Origin of the sequence: Pilibacter termitis (genome assembly GCF_900167335.1) — a bacterium.
Classification (GTDB): Bacteria; Bacillota; Bacilli; order Lactobacillales; family Streptococcaceae; genus Pilibacter; species Pilibacter termitis.
In genome coordinates this window covers 13,523-13,855 of the sequence record NZ_FUXI01000018.1, presented here as the reverse complement: position 1 = coordinate 13,855, position 333 = coordinate 13,523, and the positions used below count along the sequence as shown (strand labels likewise).

The following is a 333-nucleotide window of genomic DNA, read 5'->3' as shown; positions in this document are numbered from 1 at the left end:
AAAAAGAAAAGCTACGAGGGGCGTTCAGGAGTTGGTCGCAGTGAGCCATGCCATTTACTTGCCTGAAGCAGAGCTTCAGGTGGCATTGCGAACAGCGACCCAACACCTGCCCCTCACAGCTAGACAAAGAAAAGCTACGAGGGGCGTTTTGAAGTTTGTGGCAGAGAGCCGTGCCGTTTACTTGCTCGAAACGTAAGTTTCGAGCGGCACTGCGAACAGCCACCAAACTTCAGCCCCTCACAGCTAGACAAAAAGAAAAGCTACGAGGGGCGTTCAGGAGTTGGTCGCAGTGAGCCATGCCATTTACTTGCCTGAAGCAGAGCTTCAGGTGGC

At 53.2% G+C, this 333-nt stretch carries 2 protein-coding genes; both read left to right on the top strand.

Features of this window, described 5'->3' with window-relative positions:
* On the top strand, nt 1-196 hold a 196-nt coding region (locus B5D30_RS13690; protein ID WP_234984644.1), incomplete at its 5' end, for a hypothetical protein.
* The gene (locus B5D30_RS14300) at nt 171-293 is read left to right on the top strand and encodes a hypothetical protein (protein ID WP_268802105.1); all 123 of its coding nucleotides are present in this window, start codon (nt 171-173) and stop codon (nt 291-293) included. The genes B5D30_RS13690 and B5D30_RS14300, both read left to right, overlap by 26 nt.
* Nucleotides 294-333 lie beyond the last annotated feature (40 nt).